Origin of the sequence: Shewanella baltica (assembly GCF_900456975.1) — a bacterium.
GTDB classification, from domain to species: domain Bacteria; phylum Pseudomonadota; class Gammaproteobacteria; order Enterobacterales; family Shewanellaceae; genus Shewanella; species Shewanella baltica.
Genome location: NZ_UGYM01000002.1, coordinates 1,584,516 through 1,600,907, shown reverse-complemented (window position 1 = coordinate 1,600,907; position 16,392 = coordinate 1,584,516). Strand labels below are relative to the sequence as shown.

The window sequence follows — 16,392 nt, the reverse complement described above, 5'->3', positions numbered from 1 at the left end:
CCTTTTTGCTTCATCAAATGTGAGTTAAATGGCAGGCATAAAAAAATCGGGCTCAAACCAAAGTTTGAGCCCGATATTGAGAGTCATAGATCTAATCTCAAGTGAGGCTTAAAACTTAAACCTAACTCTCTCTTTATTAGCTTGCTCTTAACGCTGCAATACGTTTTTCTAATGGAGGATGACTCATCATCATTTCCGCCATTGAACGTTTGCCGTTAATACCAAAGGCAGACATTTGTGCAGGCATTGCCGTGCTTTCTGGACCTTGGCGTAAACGCTCAAGCGCAGCAATCATCTTGCCTTTACCCGCTAAACGGGCCGCGCCTTCATCGGCTTTGTACTCACGAATACGTGAGAAGTAAGCGACGATGATTGAAGCCAAGATACCGAATAGCATATCCAACACGAAAACCACGGCCATGTAAGCAAACATGCCTAAACCTTCGCCTTCTTCATCATTGCTCGACACAAAGTTGTTGATAATGCCTGCAACTACACGGGCCGCGAAGATAACGAAGGTGTTAACCACACCTTGGATCAGTGTCAAGGTCACCATGTCACCGTTAGCAACGTGGCTCACTTCGTGGGCCAATACGCCTTCGATTTCATCTTGGCTCATGCCATATAACAGACCCGTACTCACAGCCACTAATGAATTGTCTTTGCTTGGGCCTGTAGCGAACGCGTTCATGTCGGATGATTGATAAATCGCCACTTCTGGCATTTTAATCCCCGCTTGTTTAGCTTGACGGGCAACCGTCTCTACTAACCAACGTTCGGTACTGTCACGTGGGGTGGTGATCACTTCACAACCCATGGTCTTTTTCGCCATCCATTTTGAAATGGCTAAGCTGATAAAGGCCCCACCGAATCCAAAAATGGCAGCGAACACCAGCAGTCCACCCATAGTAGACGTGTTCACGCCTAGAATAGACATTACAATTGAGGCTACTAGCAACACAGCTAGGTTAGTCGCAATCAATAAAAATATACGCTTCATTTCAGCTCCTTTAGGGCAAGAATGTGCCATTTAACTTTGTTCAAAGACATAATATGTCCAAATCATCGAAATTCAAGTGGTAAAAGAAAAGAGTTTTTAAATTAGGTTATCTTTCTCGTATAAAGGCACTGTCTTTCATGGATCGAGAGTCTAGGGTCACTATATTAATCGAAACTTAAATCTAGCAGCTATCGGCGCTACAGCGCAATTCTGCTTTATTTCTCTATGTTTATCGGGATTAATCTTTGTTAACATGCCTGCACACTCCGAGATTTCAGGATACAAAATGACAATCAATGCCCTACTACTGAGCAGCTCTCGTGTCGGTGATACACCTTATCTTGCCCACGCGATCCCTTTTATTAAACCGCTTACCACCAACGCGCAAAAATGGATTTTTATCCCCTATGCTGGCGTCAGCATGAGTTATGACAATTATTTAGCATCTGTAGTGACAGGATTAAGTGAGCTTGAACTCGATATCAGTGGCATTCATCAGCATCCCGATCCTCAACAAGCGATAAAAGATGCCGATGGGATTTTAATCGGCGGCGGTAACACTTTTCATTTATTGCACCAACTATATCGCTATGATCTGGTTACGCTAATTGGTGAGCAAGTCGCCCTTGGTAAACCTTATATCGGCTGGAGTGCGGGTTCTAACGTATCGGGACTGAGCATTCGCACCACGAATGATATGCCCATCATCGAGCCGCCGTCGTTCAAAGCATTAAACTTAGTGCCGTTCCAGCTCAATCCGCATTATTCCAATTACCAAGCACCGGGCCACAACGGTGAAACCCGTGCCCAGCGGTTATTAGAATTCACTAAGGTCGACCCATTAACCCCAGTGGTCGGCATCGTTGAAGGCTCAGCCCTGTGGCGTCAGGGAGACAAACTCTCACTCTTAGGTGACCAACCGGCGTATTTGTTCTGCGGAGAACAGCAAGAAATCCCTATCCCTGTGGGCAGCGATCTGTCGCACTTACTCAAGGCCTAACTTACTCAACAAGCTAGCAACCGCATAGCGCATCTAAATAGGCTCACAGGAAAAACGGTGAGCCTAAGTTATTACTTCCTATAGCTTGAGCCCTAATACGCTTATCTGTTTTCTTACCATCCTGACGTTTACGGCGCTACGTCTATGTAGCAACGCCACTCGATTGAATCAGTGCTAAGTTAACTTAGCCAAGCGCGTTGTCACCACGCTCTTTATTGCCACTGAGCTATTTATTACCACTGAGCAATTACTACCGCCGAGCACATTCGCGATTACTGTTATTGATAACTAAACAACACAGTAAAGTATCCAGAGCAGCACCTAAATAGCACTAATCATAATTTATGTTACAAATATCCTGCTACACAGGTAAAATTACCGCTCACCTCAGCGAGTCAGATCCCACAACTGAGGATTTTGTAGCAGACAAGTTATTAATATTTAGGGATTAGATAGACTGAAGCATATATTGTGCCTATGAATCAGCGTCATTTTAGTAAGGAGTTTCCATTTTGCGAATGAATCATACGATGAATTACCCTACCGGTTATCCGGCATTACTCAAAAAACTACCTTTTTTCATCTTGACCGCCATCGTCTACGTCGTCGGCATGAATAACGTCAATGCCGCAGCCGCAGAGACAACCGCAGCATCCGCGCCTGTACCAGAAAAAAAATCTAAAAATTTTACCCACGATACTGTGGTCGAACTCGCGCAACAACTGTCGCAAAAACCATTTAAAGAAGCCAAGAAAGCGCCTCAAGAACTGATCGATCTTGATTTTGCCACCTATGGCAAAATCAATTATCAAGAAAATGCCGCGATTTGGGGCGGTACACCCACTAAATTTTCGGTACAGCTTTTTGCTCCGGGTTTTCTCTATAAAAACCTCGTCGACATCGACGTGGTCGAAAACAGCAAAGCGATACCGATTGAACTCACTGAGGCCTCGTTCGATGTACCCAGTGACGCCATCGAAAAACTCATCACCCAATTGGGTCAATATGCTGGCGTGCGTTTGCATTACCCCATCAATGACGATGAAGTAAAAGATGAATTCATCATGTTTCAAGGCGCAAGCTATTTTCGCGTTCTGTCTAAAGGGCAAACCTATGGCCTGTCGAATCGCGGTTTAGCGATAGATGTCGCCCAGCCTAAAGGCGAAGAATATCCATTGTTTAAGCGTTTTTGGGTTGAACGACCATCCAAATACCAAACGGCGATTGTGGTGCATGCCCTGCTCGACAGCCAAAGTGTCACGGGGGCCTATCGTTTTGGTATATACCCTGGCGCACCATCACGTGTCGAAGTGGATGTAACCCTGTTCCCACGCAAAGATATTCAACATGTTGGCCTTGCACCGCTGACCTCTATGTTCCTATTTGGTGGATTAGATAACTCGGATAAACCCGATTACCGCCCAGAAGTACACAACTCCGACGGTCTGCAAATCGATCGCGGCAATGGCGAACGTCTATGGCGCCCCCTAAATAATCCCAACAAACTGCAAGTCAGCGCCTTTGCCGATGAAGATATTAAAGGTTTTGGTCTGATCCAGCGCCACCGTAAATTCGAAGACTATCAAGATCTGAGTGCAAACTATCAACTTCGTCCTTCCGCGTGGATTGAGCCACTCAATGATTGGGGCAAGGGCCAGCTGGTGTTGATTGAAATCCCATCGAGTGCTGAAACCAACGACAACATAGTCGCTTATTGGGAGCCTCAAGGCGGCCTGAAGAAAGATCAACCCTATAAATATTCCTATCGTATGACGGCGTCAAACGACAGCCCTTCAATCGCGTCAAAGGCACGAGTGGTCCGCAGTTCGAAGGGGCAAGTGCTCAGCAAGGGTAAAGAGTTACTCGTCGACTTCAGTAATATCAAGTCACAAGATATTGATAAGATTAGTATCGATGCCAGCATCAACAAAGGCAAAATCCTGTCTACTCGGATTGTTGCCCACCCTGATATCAATGGTGCACGGGTATTTGTCAGCTTCGAACCAGAAAGTACCAATGTAGCCGAGCTGAGATTACAGTTGAAGAAAGACGACAAACCCCTCGCAGCGACTTGGTTATACCGCTGGAATAGCGACGATTGGCAATAGAGCTTAATTAGTTCCCTTGCTTAGCGAGCATAAACCGACCCTATAGCGTTAATAAAAAGGTAGGGTTAATAAAAGCGTCAGTCTTTACTGGCGCTTTTTTATGCCTAGGATTTTATCGATAGGTTTTCTATTCCTAGGTTTATCTCAAGCATAAATAGGTTAAACCAAGGCAAAAAACTCACGACCTGCGTTTCAGCCGAAATAATCTCACGCCTTATCGCTCTGACTTCTCTGCACAAAGAGTTACATCAACATAGCTACTGGCTTGCTTCAAGCTGATGCTATCAGCTTGAAACGTACCGCTGTTACGTGATGCAATGGTTTTCAGCACTCCGCCCCATGACTAGCCCGCAGCAAGAAGCCCTGCTAACGAAAGCTAGCGAGACTAGTCCAACACATTGATAGCCATATCTTGTATTGGAAACTGCGCACCCAGCGTGACAGTCAAGCTTAGCCTTAAACATATGTGAAGAATGATAACCAAAAGTAGGATTCTAGATTCAAAAAGGCCTCAACTTTCGTTGAGGCCTTATGCTATTCATACAGAATACTAGCATCCGAGACAAGACCTAAGCTGGTAACGGCAGCGGCACGCCAAGCGTGTCAGTCAAGTTTGGCCTTAAACCTCTCGCGAACAATACTGACTAAATGTGGGAATCCAGATGCAAAAAAGCCTCAACTTTCGTTGAGGCTTTTTCTTTTTTGGTACCCGAGGCCAGACTTGAACTGGCACGCTGTTACCAGCGAGGGATTTTAAATCCCTTGTGTCTACCGATTCCACCACTCGGGCAAACTCTGAATATCAATGACGGGAATCATGTCAAAAATATTATTAACTCTATGTAGCTAACGCTTAATACAACAATCAGATCTTTAATAAAAACCTATTTAAGCTTAGGATTTTATTTTTACCATTATCATCAAAAATAATGGTACCCGAGGCCAGACTTGAACTGGCACGCTGTTACCAGCGAGGGATTTTAAATCCCTTGTGTCTACCGATTCCACCACTCGGGCAAACTCTTTATATTAACGACGGGAATCGTGTCATTAATACCTTAATCTATGGAGGCGCGACCCGGAGTCGAACCGAGATCGACGGATTTGCAATCCGCAGCATAGCCATTCTGCCATCGCGCCATAGTTGCTAACCCGGATTAACCAGAATCAGACTTCAAGAATATTGGAGCGACATATCGGGTTCGAACCGATGACCTATACCTTGGCAAGGTATCGCTCTACCAACTGAGCTAATGTCGCATTTTGTTTTACTATTTACTCAAGTAAATAAGGTATCGTATTTCACCTTATCAGCTGAGCGAATATCACATTTCAATATTCAGTAGCGTTAAGATTTTGTTTTCACATCGTCTCTTGTCTACGGGGTGGCATTCTACCGATTTACCACCCAGTGTCAACCGCTGTTTTATCGATAACTTACTGCTTGCACACTAAATAATCTCTTTGATTTTTTATTGCACTATTCAGCAGTCAGATCTTTCCAAGCGGCTAAAATGTAACTCATCATTGACCAAAAAGTTAATACTGCGGCGATATATAACAGCACAAACGCAGCATTTGTCATTAAAGGATTGTATTGCCAAATCAGGCCAATAATCGCCACCATTTGCGCGGCAGTCTTATATTTACCAATCCAAGACACGGCGACAGTGCCACGTTTACCAATTTCAGCCATCCATTCTCTCAACGCTGAAATGACAATCTCGCGACCTATCATAAACAGTGCTGGCATCGTTAGCCAGATATTGGCGTATTGATCGACTAACAGCACTAAGGCTGTGATCACCATCAACTTGTCAGCGACTGGATCGAGGAAAGCACCAAAACGGGTTAATTGCTTCAATTTACGGGCAGCATAACCATCTAATGCATCCGTTAACGCCGCGAGCCAAAAGGTAAAGGCGGCAACAAAAGGGGTCCAGTCGTAGGGTAAATAAAACAGCACCACAAAGATGGGCAGTAAAAAAAGCCTGAAAAGAGTTAATGCTATAGGTAAGTTAAACGGCATGATCAAACCAGTTAGTCAAAAGCAGCGCCAATCTTGCCTTAATTTTATCACCCTCGCAATGCATCATGAATGGTTTGTGCCATTTCTATGCTGATCCCTGGTACTTTGACTAATTCCGCCACACTTGCCCCTTTCACTTCTTGCAACCCACCTAAATGCTGTAACAAAGCTTTACGGCGTTTAGGGCCAATTCCTGGAATAGATTCCAATGTGGAAGTATTGCGGGTTTTCTGGCGACGATTACGATGGCCTGTTATCGCGAATCGATGGGACTCATCGCGAATATGTTGAATAAGGTGCAACGCAGGCGAATCACCTTCGAGGGAAAAGCTGGTTTCGGTATCCCCTAAAATCAAGGTTTCGAGCCCAGGTTTACGGCCCTCACCTTTCGCCACCCCAATGAGCTGCGGTGCTTTATCTAAATGGACAAACTTTTCATCCACTATCTTCTGGGCGATACGCAACTGCCCAAGCCCACCATCGATAAACAGAATGTCAGGGATTTTACCGCCCGCCTCAATCTTATCGAAGCGTCGGCTCACCGCTTGCTTCATTGCCGCGTAATCATCGCCCGGTGTAATACCCTCGATATTATAGCGACGATATTCACCTTTATGCGGCCCTTCCCGATTGAACACCACACAGGAGGCAACTGTGCTCTCCCCCATGGTATGACTGATATCAAAACATTCCATCCGTTGAATAGGCGTACTCAATTCAAGGATTTCTTCGAGTAATACAAAACGCTGCTCGACCGTATTTTTATGGGACAAGCGCGTAATCACGGCATTCGTCGCATTGGTCACCGCTAACCGCAAGAAGCTTGCCCTATCGGCGCGCACATTGGTCTTAATCGAAAACTTTTTATCTAACGCCGCTGAAATTGCCGCTTCGAGTTCATGTAATTCTTCAAAGTTGTGGCTAATCACCACTTCCTTTGGGATCGTGCGTTGAATATCCGCATTTAAATAAAACTGCAGGATGAAAGAGCGCAGCACTTCGTCCATATCGGTTTGGGCGGGTACGGAAGGATAATAGCTGCGACTGCCAAAGATTTTACCCTCGCGGATAAACAGCAAATGGAAACAGGCGATGCCCGACGAATAATGCACACCGATGACATCCATATCGCCTTTATTATTCGATACTTCCTGTTGTTCGGCGACTTTACGCAGCGCCATGATCTGATCGCGAAATCGTGCAGCTTGCTCATAAGCTTGTCGCTCGGCCGCAAGCTCCATTTTGTCAACCAAGGCGCTGATCACTTGCTGATCTTTGCCCTTTAAAAACAGGCTGGCGAGTTTCACTTGCTCGTCGTAATCGGCGTTGCTGACTTTACCCACACAGGGCGCGCTACAACGGGAAAGTTGATATTGTAAACAGGGGCGTGAGCGAGACTTGTAGTAAAGGTCGTCACATTGACGAATCGGAAACAGCTTCTGCATTAAATGCAGGCTTTCACGCACGGCGCCGCCGTTAGGATAAGGGCCAAAATAGTGGCCTTTTTCCCGCTGCGGACCACGATGGTAAGCAAGCCTTGGGTGTTCGTGCTGGCTTAACAGTATGTAAGGATAAGATTTGTCATCACGCAATAACACATTGTATTTTGGCATGTATTGCTTGATGTAATCATTCTCAAGCAACAGAGCATCGGTTTCGCTGTGGGTCAGCGTCACATCAATATGGTGAATATGCGAGACTAAGGCTTGGGTCTTAACATTAGCGAGGTTTTTACGAAAATACGAGGTAAGCCGTTTTTTGAGATCTTTGGCTTTACCCACATAAATGACGTCATTCTTGACGTCATACATGCGATAAACCCCAGCGGAGGATGAAACCGTACGTAAAAAACTTTGGGCGTTAAATTCATTCGACATCATTTACACCCACAGTTTTGCAGACTTAACACAGACAACATGGCAACATTTAACCCACGAACTCACTCGACTTAAACCATCGACCAACGAAATTCACTTACTATTAAAAATGGCCAGCATCCAACATTTTATAGCGAATAGCTAACCGCGTTAGCTCGACATCACCACTGATCCCCAGTTTGGCAAATAGGCGGTAACGGTAGCTGTTAACCGTTTTAGGGCTCAAGTTCAGCTGCTCAGAAATATCGTTTACCTTCTCGCCGTTGGTGATCATCAACATGATCTGTAACTCACGTTCAGACAAAGACTTAAACGGGTTTTCATCGGCGGGATTAAACTGACTCAGCGCCATCTGTTGGGCAATTTCAGGGGATAAATAACGCTGACCGCGAGAAACCTGACGTATTGCCTGCAATACTTCCGGCGGCGTCGCCCCTTTCGTCAAATAACCCGAAGCGCCAGCCTGCATGACCTTGCTCGGAAATGGATCTTCCGTGTGCACAGTCAACACAATAATTTTAGCATGGGGTTGATAACGCAGAATTTTTCGAGTGGCTTCCAGTCCGCCCATCCCAGGCATATTCATGTCCATTAAGATCACATCGGCTTCGTTTTGGCGAGCCCACTGCACCGCAGTCTCACCATCAGGGGCTTCGCCCACCACTTTGATCCCACGTTCATCTTCCAAGATGCGGCGGATCCCAGTTCTCACAAGCTCATGATCGTCAACCAAATATATCGAAATCAACTTAACCCACCTTTTACAATTTACAGCTCGATCCGCGCGTTAAACAAAGCAACACAGCAGACGGATAACGAGTTCATAAGGCTAATTTAGCCCAACAACCCCATTTCGCAAAGCATAAATTCAACATTGTTAACTAGATGATATTTAAAGAAAGGATTCCAGAATAGCATACTCATAAAAAGCGTTTAAAAACGAAGCAATAACCCAAGCATTATCAGCCTAAAACCCTTGTTGAATCGATAGTAAAGTATTTAGCAAATAGGCTGTCATTTCTTGAATAAGCAAAAAAGCCATCGATGCAGATGGCTTTTCCGTGAAATATGGCGGAGGAGTTGTGCCTCGAATCAGGAACCTAGGGTTCAAACTGCACAAATGCAAAAACGCCGCTAATAAATTAGCGGCGTTTTTGACTAAATATGGCGGAGGAGTAGGGATTTGAACCCTAGGTGGGCTATAAACCCACGCCGGTTTTCAAGACCGGTGCATTAAACCACTCTGCCACCCCTCCGAACGAGCGAGATAATAGCGATCTCTACTGCCACTGTAAACTTAAATTTATGCTTAATCGTGTTAATTGACTATTTCATATTCACTTAGGTCAAAAGCAGTTAAACAGTAAAGGGCTTGAATGGATACACGACGACTCACATCAAGCTTTATATATTTTGCTCAATCACACTGCCTTATAAATAAAGTAGCAGATTGAAGTCAATCAACAACAAAGCACTCTCAGGAAGGATATACCCGCGATAAATAAAATCCAGTCAGCACACGTCAAAAAGACATACAGATGAGTACTGGATCAACTAACTTAAATGCAAATAGGTAAATAGGTAAATAATTTATGAGTCGCTGAATAGCGTTAAAAATGAAGTGTTGGGACGAGAAGCCCAAGGTGACAACTGCATAAACGGAAAAGGGCATCATTGCTGATGGCCTTTTCCGTGAAATATGGCGAAGGAGCTACGCTTAGAATGAGGAGTCTGGAGTTCAAAATGCAAAAAAGCCGCTAACAAATTAGCGGCTTTTTTGACTAAATATGGCGGAGGAGTAGGGATTTGAACCCTAGGTGGGCTATAAACCCACGCCGGTTTTCAAGACCGGTGCATTAAACCACTCTGCCACCCCTCCGAACGAGCGAGATAATAGCTATCTCCTACTCCGCTGTAAACCCTTAATTTAAAAAAGCAATCTACATGGTCAATCTACATCCAATCCGCTTAAAAATATCGCATTCTTTAACTTATCTTTGAGTCCCTTGCCGGTTGAAGCGCCACTTCAGGGTGACCCACTATTTATTAGGATATTAGGATTAAGCTCGATTGATATTGATTAAACGGTCGGATAATTTTTGCATCTCAAGGCTTAACGCATCGAGCGCGGTCGCATCGAGAGAGTTATCTTCACTGATGCTATTAATCCGCACCGCCAACTCATTGATCTCCTGAGTCACTTGGCTTTGTTGCTGAGCGGCTAAAGCAATTTGCTGAGCTCGCTGCGAAATATCATCGAAACTTTGTACAGTACTCGATAAAGAACTGGCCGCTCCCTCAGCCTCAGCAACTGCGTGGACAGTGCGGGACTCACCTGTTTGCATCGCTTGTACCGCAAGCCGCGAAGCCGATTGCAAAGCGTTAATCATGGTACTGATTTCATTGGCGGAATCTTGAGTTCGCCCCGCAAGAGTCCGTACTTCATCGGCTACAACCGCAAAACCACGACCCTGATCCCCCGCCCTTGCTGCTTCTATAGCCGCATTTAACGCTAATAGATTAGTTTGCTCAGAAATCGCCTTGATCACATCTAATACGGCGCCCACTTTCTGGCTATCTTGAGCCAACTGGGATATCACCTTGGTTGCATTGGCGATTTCCCCCGCTAATGCCTCAATGGAAGCATTGCTGGATGCCACTCGGGTTTGCCCTTCTCGCACCACAATTAAAGAAGATTGCGCTGTTGCAGCACAATCATTAGTGTTATTTGCCACTTCCATCGCGCTTGAAGACATTTGTGTTATCGCCGCGGCGAGTTGCGCACTCTCAAGCCGCTGTTGTTCAGCACGTTGGGCTAACCTATGACTGAGACCACTTAATTGCGTTGCCTCAAACTGAACTTTCTTCGCCTCTTGGGTGATCAAATCTAACATTGCCCTCAGTGTACCCGCATAGGTATTTACTGCTCGACGCAAAGCGCCAATTTCATCATCCCGCTGAATTTGCAGCTCGACATTGGCGCCCAAATTACCGCTCCCAAGGGAAGCAATTTGATCTGTGGTTTCCTCAAGTTGCGCCAACAGTTTTTTACCCGACAACCAAGCCAAATAAAGTAAAATGGCGAGCAAGGGCAATAAAAACAACAAAATATCAAAGGTCAACTCACGGGCAAGCCCTGTGACTCGGGTCTTTGGCGTCACAAGACCAATCACCCATCCGGTATCAGGCATCACAAAAAGGCTTACTTCGCTCGCCTGATTGAGTCTTTCATCCTTATCTAAACTCACTGAAATAACGTTATTAATTGAGGTTTGTTTAAGCGCAGCTTCCACGGGGGCAAGCCAAGGTAACTGCCCGACGAGATCCGTGAAGCGCAGCATAGTGTCGGACTTATTCGCTTCAGGAAAATGTAAGATATTACCCGCTTGATCTAAAGCAAAAGCATAGCCGTCAGTTACATTGCCATGTTCTGTTAGAAATTTTGCTAAATCATCAAGTTTCAAATCTATTGTTGCGACCCCGGCAAATGTCCCCGTGAGACGATATGGCACACTGCATGTCACCATAGCCACTTTCGTAACGGTATCCTGATAGGCTTCAGACCATAAACACTGAGATACAGAACTTGTGCGTGCCCCTGTATACCAAGGATCATTGTGATACCCAGGGCCAGATTGCGCATTATAGTCATCTGAATAAGCCAGCAAATTATCGCTACCACGGGCCCAGAAAAAACTATGGCGGGTGCTTCCAGCGACAAATTTATCCGGCTCAGGCCAGATCCCGCCGCCAGCGATAGTGAGATCGCCATTGTTATCAATTAGATTGGGTAAGGAATTAAGGTAAAGAGCTTGCTCGTGGGGCAACACTTCTGCGAGGTGTGCAAGGCTTAAGGTAATGCCCTCAATACTTGCAAGCTTGAGCGCGAGTTGCCTCACGATACTGCTACCGGTTTGCTCGATTAACTCTTGACTCGCCGCCACTACTCGAGGTTGCCCCCTAAGTGACATCACACCAAAAACGGCAAGTCCGGTCAGTAAAAGCAGCACTATGCTGCCCATAGTGAGCCGCTGCGAAATACGTGTTGGTAACAACATAGCTTTCTCTACTAAAAATAAGTCACCCAGATGGGAGAATTGCTCGGCCGTATGATCCTAGGCAATCGAGAATCATACGTCGCACCATCCTAGTGCAAATTTTAAAGACCATAAAAACCATAAACTTGGTCACTGAGATGAGTGTAGACCATAAACAAGAAAATCGGACATAAAAGACAATCTCTCCTTCCTGAAGCAGAACTTAGAATAAGCAACCTTGGTTCAAATTATACAAACCAAAAAGGCCATCATTGCTAATGCCCTTTATCGTGAATATCGCGGAGGAGCCGTGCCTCGAATCATTATTCAAGGTGTTAAACTGCAAATAATTAGCAGCTTTTTTGACTGAATATGGCAAAGGAGCTGAGCTTAGAATGAGGAACCTTGGTTCTAATCATATGTCCCGTCCTAAGATAGGTTGACAGTTTCTAGGCCAGCTCCAGTAGCTGGCCTTTTCTATTATGCACCTGATTGGGTGTTTCCATATCCAAACTCAGGTGCGGTCTCATTTCGTTGTATATCGCTATCGATTCTCTAACAAGTCTCTTCAGCTCTTCCAGCGTTTTACACCGGTAGAGTAAAAACTCCTGCTTCAGGATCCCGTTTACTCGTTCTGCTAACGCATTTTGATAGCAATCATAACCGTCTGTCATCGACGGCTGAATATGGTTGGCCTGCAGTTCATCTTGATAAACAGCTGAGCAGTATTGCGAACCTCGGTCTGAGTGATGGACCGTATTAGCGCTATAGCGCTTATCTTTGACCGCCATTTTCAGTGCTTTCACTACGCTTTCTGCTTTCATGTCCGAACTCAAGTGATGACCGACTATCTTACGTGTCGCGGCATCGGTCACCAGTGACAAATAGTGCACGCCTTGGTCTGATTCGAGATAGGTAATATCGCTGACCAGTACATGCTCGGCATCGTGTAGTCCCTCTTCCTTCAGCAGGTTTGGATGTTTCTTCATCCAATGCTTGCTGAATGTCGTTTTTGTGAAGCTTCTCTTGGACTTAACTAGCAAGCCTTCACTTCTCAAGTAGGTAAAGAACCCGTCTCGCCCGAGTTTGATATCATGTTCAACCAGCTTAGGCTGTATCAAAGTATAGAGCTTACGCGTCCCCAATCGTGGCATATAGTTACGCCAATATTGGACCCAGTCTTTGATGACCGATAGCTCAGCGCTTCGGCTCGCCATTCGAGCGACAGCCTGATAAATACCTTGCCGTGAAATACCGACAGCGCGACACGCAACGGCAAGGTTTATTTTGCTTTGGGTTTTGGCTTGCCTGAGATACCGGATAAGTACTTTTTTCTGAGGCCGGCTCCGTATTCATTGTCCATGATATCGACCATACCATTGAGAATTTGGTTACGCAGTTTCGCTTCGGCTAACTCACGCTCAAGGCGCTTGATAGTTTCGGCTGGAGTTTCTTTTGAATGAGGCATAAGGGGATGCTGAAAGAGTTTCGACCAATCGAGTTTACCATGCTTTCTCAGCCAGACGAGTACTGTTGTTTTACCCTGAATGCCAAAACGAGTCTGCGCTTGCTTGTAAGTCATTTCGCCTTTTTCAAAACGTTCAACAACACCTAATTTAAAGGCTAAGGTGTAATCGCGTTGAGTACGCTTACGGCTTGAGTTACTTGATGTTGTCATAAAGAAGTCCTCTTTATGTCAACGTATTTCAGGACGGGACAATACAAACAAAAAAGGCCATCATTGCTGATGGCCTTTCTAGTGAATATGACGGATGAGCTGCGCCTCAAATCAAGAACCCAAGGGTTCAAACTGCATAAATGCAAAAAGCCGCTGATTGCTTAGCGGCCGTTTGACTAAATATGACGGAGGAGCTGAGCTTAGAATGAGTAACCTTGGTTCAAATTATACAAACAAAAAAGACCATCATTGCTGATGGCCTTTCTCGTGAATATCGCGCAGGAGCTGCGCTTAAAATCAGGAACCCAAGGGTTCAAACTGTATAAATGCAAAATACCACTAATTGCTTAGCTGCCTTTTGACTAAATATGGCGGAGGAGCTGAGCTTAGAATGAGGAACCTTGGTTTAAATTATACAAACAAAAAAGGCCATCATTGCTGATGGCCTTTCTCGTGAATATGGCGCAGGAGCTGCGCTTCAAATCAGGAACCCAAGGGTTCAAATTGTATAAATGCAAAATGCCGCTAATTGCTTAGCGGCATTTTGACTAAATATGGCGGAGGAGCAGGGATTTGAACCCTGGGTGGGCTATAAACCCACGCCGGTTTTCAAGACCGGTGCATTAAACCACTCTGCCACCCCTCCGAACGCCGAAAATAATATAAGCATACCGCTAGCTTGTAAACCTCAATTTTTAATTATTGAGCCAAATGCTCAACTTATGTTCACCACGATGTTTTTTACGGCAAATACATCGCTAGTTTCAACGAATAATCGGGCAAACAGACGTAAAAACACCTATACAGTGAGAGACTTGTCGTCTTGGTATGGTAAAATCACTGTAACTTTTCACGGTAAATGCTTATATGAATTCACTCTTGATACCCACGTCTTCACTCGCACCTGAATTTAGCCTGCCAACCCTTTCCGAAACGGCTGCCAATCTAAGCGCATTGCTCTTAGGGCAAGAGCGCACTGTGGACGCGTTTAAACTCCACCAAGCTATTGTCGATCAACACTTGTATCTGGCCGATTTCCCGAGCATTGACCGCCAGTTAATGATCAAAGCCTGTATCGATAACCTTGCACCTTTGTCCCCTGCGTATTTAGTGGCGACACGTCCGATTGATAAGGCGGTAACATTTCAGTGGCAGTCCGATAAGCCACTGGAAAATCAAGGAAGTATTGCCGAGAAAACAACTCACTATTGCTACCTGAGTGGTAATATTCGCCGCGCTGATTTAGTTGGTCGTATGGTGCAAACTGGGACAACGAGTCAGTATAAAGCTGGCGCCCTAGCCCAATGCCATTATGTATTCATTTGCGCCGAGTCACTGTGGAAACGTGAAGGTTTATGGGAATTAGTGATGCAAATCCTTACCCATAAAGAATATCAAATTAGCAGCAGCCTAAGTCCTATTCCACTGAACTGTAAGATTGTCCTCGTTGGTGCTGGGATGATTTATAGCCAAGTCAGAACAGAGGATTGGCAATTTCAACGTCACTTTACACTACTAGCAGAACTCGCCAGCGAAATCGACTTGGTGCGTTATAAAGAGTCACAATACGTCACATGGCTGCAAGCGGTTGCCCAAAGCGTGGATGTCACGCTTGAACAATCCAGTTTAGCGCCACTCTTTCGTTATAGTGCACGGTTAACCGAACATCAACGTCGTCTCAGTTTGTCTATGCTCGAGTTTGCCCAACTCATGGTGCAAGCAAAAGCCTACCGTGGTAAACCAAGCATCAATGCAAGCAGTATTGAGCACGCGTTAACCCAAGCCAACTATCGGCATAACAGTTCGGAAGAATATTCAGGCCAAAGCTTCGATGACAATTTCATAAATCTGCCAACTTCGGGTGCTATGGTTGGCCAGATCAATGGCTTAACTGTGATTGATGCTATTGATTATAGCTATGGTGAACCAGCGCGTATCACGGCATCTGTTCACTACGGTGATGGTGAAGTAGCCGATATTGAAAGAAAATCTGAACTTGGCGGGAATATACATGCCAAAGGCATGATGATCCTTTCAGCCTGTTTGTACCGTATCTTTGGACGAGATGCGCCATTACACCTGAATGCCAATATCGTTTTCGAACAGTCTTATCAAGAAATTGATGGCGATAGTGCATCACTCGCAGAGTACTGCTGTTTGATGTCAGCGATTGCCGAACAACCCATTATTCAATCACTGGCGATTACCGGCGCATTGGATCAATTTGGTAATGTGCAAGCGATTGGCGGCATCAACGAGAAGATTGAAGGCTTTTTTAATCTGTGTGAACGTCGCGGACTTACGGGAGAACAAGGCGTTATTATGCCGAAGTCAAACGTATTACAGCTTAATCTCAATCCCAAAGTGATTACAGCTGTAGGCAAAGGCCTGTTTCACATCTATGCCATAGAGCATATGGACCAGGCGGTTGAGCTATTAATGCAAATGCCAGCGGGTGTTGCCGATGAAGATAATGATTTCCCACATTATTCGTTATATGGTCTAGTTCAGGAACGATTAGACAAGCTCGCGGGAAATGGGGAGGAGGAAATCGGCCTAATCACGAGATTACTCGCAAAATTGGGATTTTTTCGCCGCTAATTAGCTGATCGGAGTTGTTTAGCTTACACGTGTTCGCTAACCTTGGCGGCTCTTATTGCTGG

At 45.3% G+C, this 16,392-nt stretch carries 9 protein-coding genes and 7 tRNA genes; 3 read left to right on the top strand and 13 right to left on the bottom strand.

Annotation, left to right across the window (positions count from 1 at the left end):
• Window positions 1–136: 136 nt before the first annotated feature.
• On the bottom strand, window positions 137–1,000 hold the full coding sequence (gene htpX / locus DYH48_RS07210) for a protease HtpX (RefSeq protein WP_012089480.1): 864 nt from the start codon (window positions 998–1,000) through the stop codon (window positions 137–139).
• 286 nt (window positions 1,001–1,286) lie between these two features.
• Here htpX and pepE point away from each other — a divergent pair, with 286 nt between their 5' ends.
• Together pepE and DYH48_RS07200 are read left to right on the top strand one after the other, a co-directional pair.
• On the top strand, window positions 1,287–2,000 hold the full coding sequence (gene pepE / locus DYH48_RS07205) for a dipeptidase PepE (RefSeq protein ID WP_115334391.1): 714 nt from the start codon (window positions 1,287–1,289) through the stop codon (window positions 1,998–2,000).
• A 518-nt stretch (window positions 2,001–2,518) separates the two neighbouring features.
• The gene (locus DYH48_RS07200) at window positions 2,519–4,108 is read left to right on the top strand and encodes a glucan biosynthesis protein G (RefSeq protein WP_172481159.1); all 1,590 of its coding nucleotides are present in this window, start codon (window positions 2,519–2,521) and stop codon (window positions 4,106–4,108) included.
• Window positions 4,109–4,811: 703 nt separating this feature from the next.
• Here DYH48_RS07200 and DYH48_RS07195 read toward each other — a convergent pair.
• The 12 genes from DYH48_RS07195 to DYH48_RS07140 form a co-directional block, all read right to left on the bottom strand.
• Window positions 4,812–4,898 (bottom strand) — tRNA-Leu (locus tag DYH48_RS07195).
• Between the two features lie 140 nt (window positions 4,899–5,038).
• A tRNA-Leu gene (locus tag DYH48_RS07190) sits at window positions 5,039–5,125 on the bottom strand.
• Window positions 5,126–5,174: 49 nt separating this feature from the next.
• Window positions 5,175–5,248 (bottom strand) — tRNA-Cys (locus tag DYH48_RS07185).
• 44 nt (window positions 5,249–5,292) lie between these two features.
• Window positions 5,293–5,368 (bottom strand) — tRNA-Gly (locus tag DYH48_RS07180).
• Window positions 5,369–5,588: 220 nt separating this feature from the next.
• A complete protein-coding gene (gene pgsA / locus DYH48_RS07175) occupies window positions 5,589–6,137 on the bottom strand; it encodes a CDP-diacylglycerol--glycerol-3-phosphate 3-phosphatidyltransferase (RefSeq protein ID WP_006082068.1) in 549 nt (182 codons plus the stop codon).
• A 47-nt stretch (window positions 6,138–6,184) separates the two neighbouring features.
• Entirely contained in the window at window positions 6,185–8,014 is a 1,830-nt protein-coding gene (uvrC, locus tag DYH48_RS07170) for an excinuclease ABC subunit UvrC (RefSeq protein WP_115334389.1), read from the bottom strand.
• A 103-nt stretch (window positions 8,015–8,117) separates the two neighbouring features.
• Window positions 8,118–8,762, bottom strand: coding sequence for a UvrY/SirA/GacA family response regulator transcription factor (gene uvrY / locus DYH48_RS07165; RefSeq protein ID WP_006082070.1), 645 nt, complete (start codon window positions 8,760–8,762; stop codon window positions 8,118–8,120).
• Between the two features lie 417 nt (window positions 8,763–9,179).
• Window positions 9,180–9,270 (bottom strand) — tRNA-Ser (locus DYH48_RS07160).
• A 532-nt stretch (window positions 9,271–9,802) separates the two neighbouring features.
• Window positions 9,803–9,893, bottom strand: a tRNA-Ser gene (locus DYH48_RS07155).
• A 181-nt stretch (window positions 9,894–10,074) separates the two neighbouring features.
• Window positions 10,075–12,072 carry a methyl-accepting chemotaxis protein gene (locus DYH48_RS07150; RefSeq protein ID WP_115334388.1) on the bottom strand — a complete coding sequence of 666 codons (1,998 nt, stop codon included), beginning with the start codon at window positions 12,070–12,072 and terminating at the stop codon, window positions 10,075–10,077.
• 428 nt (window positions 12,073–12,500) lie between these two features.
• Window positions 12,501–13,729, bottom strand: a protein-coding gene (locus tag DYH48_RS07145; protein ID WP_115334387.1) for an IS3 family transposase whose coding sequence is annotated in 2 segments (ribosomal slippage) — window positions 12,501–13,378 and window positions 13,378–13,729 — 1,230 coding nt in all. Because the reading frame shifts where the segments join, the coding sequence is not laid out codon by codon here.
• 555 nt (window positions 13,730–14,284) lie between these two features.
• Window positions 14,285–14,375 (bottom strand) — tRNA-Ser (locus DYH48_RS07140).
• A gap of 221 nt (window positions 14,376–14,596) precedes the next feature.
• Between DYH48_RS07140 and DYH48_RS07135 the strand changes: the two genes are divergently transcribed.
• Complete coding sequence (locus tag DYH48_RS07135) at window positions 14,597–16,330, top strand: AAA family ATPase (RefSeq protein WP_115334386.1); 1,734 nt, start codon at window positions 14,597–14,599, stop codon at window positions 16,328–16,330.
• Window positions 16,331–16,392: the final 62 nt, after the last annotated feature.

What these genes read in the sequence shown, in the direction of transcription:
- htpX (WP_012089480.1), bottom strand. Translation starts at nt 1,000, where the DNA reads ATGAAGCGTATATTTTTATTGATTGCGACTAACCTAGCTGTGTTGCTA.
- pepE (WP_115334391.1), top strand. Translation starts at nt 1,287, where the DNA reads ATGACAATCAATGCCCTACTACTGAGCAGCTCTCGTGTCGGTGATACA.
- DYH48_RS07200 (WP_172481159.1), top strand. Translation starts at nt 2,519, where the DNA reads ATGAATCATACGATGAATTACCCTACCGGTTATCCGGCATTACTCAAA.
- pgsA (WP_006082068.1), bottom strand. Translation starts at nt 6,137, where the DNA reads ATGCCGTTTAACTTACCTATAGCATTAACTCTTTTCAGGCTTTTTTTA.
- uvrC (WP_115334389.1), bottom strand. Translation starts at nt 8,014, where the DNA reads ATGTCGAATGAATTTAACGCCCAAAGTTTTTTACGTACGGTTTCATCC.
- DYH48_RS07150 (WP_115334388.1), bottom strand. Translation starts at nt 12,072, where the DNA reads ATGTTGTTACCAACACGTATTTCGCAGCGGCTCACTATGGGCAGCATA.
- DYH48_RS07135 (WP_115334386.1), top strand. Translation starts at nt 14,597, where the DNA reads ATGAATTCACTCTTGATACCCACGTCTTCACTCGCACCTGAATTTAGC.